The sequence below is a fragment of the Clostridiales bacterium genome (genome assembly GCA_012512255.1).
GTDB lineage: Bacteria > Bacillota > Clostridia > Christensenellales > DUVY01 > DUVY01.
Genome location: JAAZDJ010000004.1, coordinates 1 through 4441, shown reverse-complemented (window position 1 = coordinate 4441; position 4441 = coordinate 1). Strand labels below are relative to the sequence as shown.

The window sequence follows — 4441 nt, the reverse complement described above, 5'->3', positions numbered from 1 at the left end:
TACGCCGCGAGCGATTTCCATCACGGCCCTTTCGCCATAGTCGACCAAAACACGACTGTTCTTCTTATCGCGCCCGCGGGCAACAGCCAGAAAGACATGCAGGAGCTAAAAGAAAAACTATTGGGCTTAGGCGCCAAAGTTTTAGTTATTACCAACCAAAAACAACTGGCAAGCGGCGCGCGCGATAGCGTTATATACGGATTGCAAGGCTCGGACTATATAACGCCTTTTTATAATGTCGTCATAGCGCAGATGTGGGCTTGCGCTATAAGTTTGGCTAGGGGGCTTAACCCGGACGCGCCAAGAGGCTTGCAAAAGGTAACGATTACCAAATAAAAGAAGGCTTGCCAACGCCGCTTTCTATAAAAGCCATACCCCCAATCGCTTTATCATAACCTTTGTTATACCGATATGCTTTAAAGATTTCCTTAAAAGCCATACGCCTGACCGCTTCCAAAAACTTAATTTTCGCTATGGATTTGACGCCCTTGATTTTGGACAACAATTTGGACATTAGCGTTATAGACGATTTCAAAAAGCGTCCAAAACAGCTTTAATTAAGTTTTTATCCTATTTTTTACAAAGTTTAGGGCTTTATAATTTTAAAACCAAACAGCCTAATTAATTAATAAACATCTAAAAACAGGAGCAAGCGGGTGAAAAGGCTGTGCGGTTTTTTATTGGTTTTTATGGTTTTGGTCTTTGGCGGTTTTTTTCGCCCGGCCGATAAAGATATCGCCGTTGTCCAAAACGCCCCCGAAAACCAAAACATCTTTTTAAAACCCAATGAATTTACCTTTAAAACGAAAGACCCAAGACCCAAAGTTTATAATGTCTATGAAAGCGACGGGCGACTTATAGACAGCTTTGCCAGCCTTTACCAAGGCATTGACTTCGCCCTGCAAAATCTAAAAACAGGCGCGTATATAGAAAAAGCGGGCAAAAAAATCTTTTGCCGTGCCCAAAAACCGCATTGTTATTTTTACCAAAACGGCGCGACCTTAGACGACTGCTTTGCTTGGGACGAATACGCGGGCGACTTTAACGCCCGCCAAGGCGCAATTTGCGTCGCGACCTCTCCCCAAATCCCGTCTTATCATAGCTATAAGTTTTTACAAGACCCGCCGCCCGACCAAGACGCCTTCCAAATAATTAATCCCAATCTAGACGCCTTTTTTATGTATGATTTGGACCAACCGCTAAAAATTAATCTAAGCCAGTCTAGGATTTACCCGTCTTTTAGCCAATCAGTTTACGCGCGGTTGGGCTTTGCGATATACATAGACAATTGCGCCTATTTTAACGGGCTTATTTGCGACGCCAATAACGGCAATTGGCATTATTGCTTTGACGCTTTGGATAACTTGACCCCAAACGACGGCCAATGCGTTTTGACTTCCAAATTCCAAGATAGTTATTTTTTGCCCCAAGACGATGTTGTTTTATCCATTGAGAACATCCCTTTTTCAATTGGCGGCCAAAAATATCTAAAAAATATTATTACGCTAAAATTTTCTAAAAACAGGAGCTATGTTTTTCAAAATGTTTTGGCGGGTGATAGCCACAAAACCAAATTTATAGCCGCGCTGGATATACAGTCTTTGGGCGTTCCCGACTATATGAACGGCGCGAAATGGCAAAACATTATTATACAAAAAACGCAAAAAGACCAAAACGACGAGACCGCAAAAAGCAATAATGTATTAATCTATAACACAGCCGTAACCAAACTAAGCCAAAAAAAAGAGCAGGATATTTGCGGTTTTGAATACGAATTTGACCCAGATGCGCCCGCGCATTCCAAGAAAATAACGGATGTCCAAAACAAAATAGACAAATTAAAAAACATAAAAAAAGCCGATCCCAAAAGCATAAAGGCGGCGCTAAAATCGTATAACAGCTTGCCGCCGTCTTTGCAGCCGCTTATTGACGCGCGGATTTTGCGCCAAGCCCAAGACGATTTATACGATTTGTATAAGGGCCTTGACAAGGCAAAGGCGATAGCCCAAGACCTAAAGCCCGCGCTGGAAGCCGACAGTAGCTATATAATAGACAATATAGACCGAATATTCGCGGCGTGGGATATCTTATACAACCAAACCCAAGAGGACGAAAGGGACAATTTTTCGCCTTATTATAAGACGCAGATTGACGCCTATTACCATAGGGCGCTTAATATATATACGCGGGCGATGCGCACACTTATAGCCATAGACTCAATAACCCCCCAAAGCCCCCAAGCCGAGATTTTGCGGGCCTATGAAAAATATGTTATTTTGGACGGCAGCCAAAAGGAAAAAATCCTAGGACAAGAAAAATGCGCCTATTTTGAAAACATCCTAAAAAAAACAAACCCTCAAGTTTTGGACGCCATAGCCCAAATACTTGAATTGGGCCATTGCGAGCAGCCCGATTACCCCGTGGTTTACGGCGTGAACAACTACCAAAAAATGCGGGCGTTAATCAACAGTTACGAGGCTTTGCCCAAATCCCAAAAAAAGATTATCCCGCTGACAAGCCAAAAAATCTATCAAACCGCGTCCCAATATTTCCAAACCCAAATCGCCAGCCTCAAAAAACTAAAAAACAATATTCAAAAAAACGACAAACCCAACCGGAAAGAAATTAACAATTGGGTTAACCTTTACAAACAGCTGGACATAGGCTCAAAATGGGTCTTCAAAAACGATGCGAACTTTGGCGGGCAAGAGTGCTTTAAAAAATTTGCCCGCGCCGCCGCCTCTTTTGATATTGAGATTGCCTAAGACCCCGCCGCCATTGATTTTAGATTAGCAAGAGGCCGACTGATTTTAAGTTGTTTAGCGCTTATTAATGCGGCAAGCTATATATCCGCCCGCGTTAAAAATATAAACCCGCCAATATTATGATAAAAATAAGCCCGCCGATATTAAGAAAAATTAAACCCGCCAATATTAAGATAAAATATTGGATTAAATACCCGCCGCAAAATACAAGGCGGCGCAAAACCGCCGCCCTGTATCTAATGATTTGGAGGAGATAGTGTCAGAGATTTTTTATAGGCCGCTATAATTTTTAGCTATATTAAACAATATGCCCCAAAAACCTTGGATGTTAACAAAAATTATCTCGTATCAAAACCGTTAAAAATAAAAATTTTAGTCAATAAACAATACATATCCAAAATTTTATGTGCTAAAAGGCTTGACAGCGGCATATAATTATCTTATCTTAATTGCAAATGCAAATCATTTGCGGCCAAAAAGGAAAATCAATGAAAAAATTTTTGTCGTATATATTTAGCTTGGTCCTAATGTTTTTTTTAATATTTAGTTTTGCGGGCTGCGGGGAAAAAGAACAAGACCAAGGTCTTAAAGTATATACCAGCTTTTTTACCCTTTACGACTTCGCGACCAAGATCGCCCAAGATTGCGCAAAAGTCTATAATATTATGCCTGCGGGCGCGAACGCGCATACTTGGACGCCCAGCCCCAAAGATATAGTCAATTTAAATAAAGCCGATATGTTTATCTATAACGGTTTAGGGATGGAGCATTGGACCGAACAGGTCATAAAAACGCTAGATAATGATTTATTGATAGTTAAAGTTTCCCAAGGCATAGAAGTTTTGGACGATCAAGAGCATAACGATCATAACGGACACGACCGCGAGACAGTTGACCCGCATATTTGGCTTTCCCCCAAAAACGCTAAAATCATCTTACAAAATATAAAAAACGCCTTTATTCAAATAGACCCTGATAACGCGGATAAATACGAAACCAATTACCAATATTACGCCGACCTTTGCGACGGGCTTGACGGTGATTTTTTGTCGGAGCTTGAGGGATTTTCAAGACGCGACATAGTGGTAACAAAAAACGCTTTTTCTTATTTGTGCCGAGAATACGGCCTTAACCAAGTAGCGTTAGGCGGCGTCCATGAAACCGATCCTAGCGCCGAAAAAGTCGCCCAAATCGCGGATTTTATAAAAAACAACAATGTCAAGGTAATATTTTACGAGCCAATGAGCCAAAATTTAGCCCAAGCCTTAGCGACAGAGGATTTTGACAAGGGCGTTCAAATAGAAATAAAAATCCTTAACCCCTTGGAAAGTCTAAGCCAAGAGGATTTGGAAAAAGGCGACGATTATTTTAAGATAATGTGGGATAACCTTGCCGCCATAAAATACGCGCTAAATAAGCAAAACGGATTAACATAAATGGAAGACATCGTCAAAGTCAGCAACCTTTATTTTTCTTATGGAACGCATACCGTCTTAAGACGCCTTGACTTTTATTTGCGCCAAGGCGAGTTTGTCGCTATCTTGGGGTCCAACGGCGCGGGCAAAAGCACCTTTTTGAAAATTTTGCTGGGGCAGTTGCAAGCCGATCAAGGACAAATAGAGCTTTTCGGGCAAGACATTAAGCGTTTCAAAGACTACAACCGCATAGGCTATGTG

Annotated in this window: 5 protein-coding genes; 4 read left to right on the top strand and 1 reads right to left on the bottom strand. The window is 41.5% G+C overall.

All coding sequences use genetic code 11. The features are described 5' to 3' along the window. On the top strand, window positions 1–336 hold a 336-nt coding region (locus GX756_00205), incomplete at its 5' end, for an SIS domain-containing protein (protein NLC16292.1). On the opposite strand, the gene GX756_00200 is transcribed toward GX756_00205, so the two are convergent. Continuing rightward, window positions 326–535, bottom strand: a complete 210-nt coding sequence (locus GX756_00200) for a hypothetical protein (protein ID NLC16291.1) — start codon at window positions 533–535, stop codon at window positions 326–328. The two genes, GX756_00205 and GX756_00200, sit on opposite strands and share 11 nt — an antisense overlap. 121 nt (window positions 536–656) lie before the next feature. Between GX756_00200 and GX756_00195 the strand changes: the two genes are divergently transcribed. The 3 genes from GX756_00195 to GX756_00185 all read left to right on the top strand — a co-directional run. Further along, window positions 657–2765, top strand: a complete 2109-nt coding sequence (locus GX756_00195; protein NLC16290.1) for a hypothetical protein — start codon at window positions 657–659, stop codon at window positions 2763–2765. Between the two features lie 488 nt (window positions 2766–3253). Further along, a complete protein-coding gene (locus tag GX756_00190) occupies window positions 3254–4201 on the top strand; it encodes a zinc ABC transporter solute-binding protein (GenBank protein NLC16289.1) in 948 nt (315 codons plus the stop codon). Further along, window positions 4202–4441 (top strand): ATP-binding cassette domain-containing protein (locus GX756_00185; protein NLC16288.1); only part of this gene is annotated, 240 nt, incomplete at its 3' end.

Bases quoted from the DNA above. Each gene is read 5' to 3' on its own strand.
- GX756_00190 (NLC16289.1), top strand. From the start codon at position 3,254: ATGAAAAAATTTTTGTCGTATATATTTAGCTTGGTCCTAATGTTTTTT.